1 protein-coding gene is annotated in these 479 nt (G+C 30.3%); it reads left to right on the forward strand.

What is annotated here, in order from left to right; all coding sequences use genetic code 11:
* Positions 1 to 128 precede the first annotated feature (128 nt).
* Complete coding sequence (locus V7183_RS16360) at positions 129 to 299, forward strand: hypothetical protein (RefSeq protein WP_335360188.1); 171 nt, start codon at positions 129 to 131, stop codon at positions 297 to 299.
* Positions 300 to 479: the final 180 nt, after the last annotated feature.

The raw sequence follows: 479 nt of genomic DNA on the forward strand, positions 1-479 counted from the left end.
TGTAGGTTACTTTTTATCCATGAATCAATACGTATGGGAATACCAGTGATTTACTCTATACTAAGTGTTGTTTTGATAGGAATAGCAATAGTGTTCAGAATAATAAATTTGATTAGGGAGGAATGATTATGGATTTACTAGTACTTAATTTAGTAGGTGGGTTTATAGCACTTTTAATAGGAGGAATCTTATATTACAGAAATCCAAAGCAGAAGTTTTTCTTAGTTTTAACGGTGATAGGGATAGTAAGTGTAATTACAACTGGAATTAGAATGTTTTTAAAATACATGATTAATTGATAAGTTTTATCGTTATTCCCATTATATTAGTTTGTATTGGCCTACTTATTGCTTATATGTCAGTAAGAAAGATCGAATAGATTTGTTAAATAAACTATATATACATCAATTAAAAAACCGACATAAAACCCCTCTTTTTAGGCGGGAGAGAGCATCTATTCATGCATAGAAGCGGTCAGG

The sequence above is a fragment of the Bacillus sp. JJ1127 genome (assembly GCF_036965845.1).
Lineage (GTDB): Bacteria > Bacillota > Bacilli > Bacillales > Bacillaceae_G > Bacillus_A.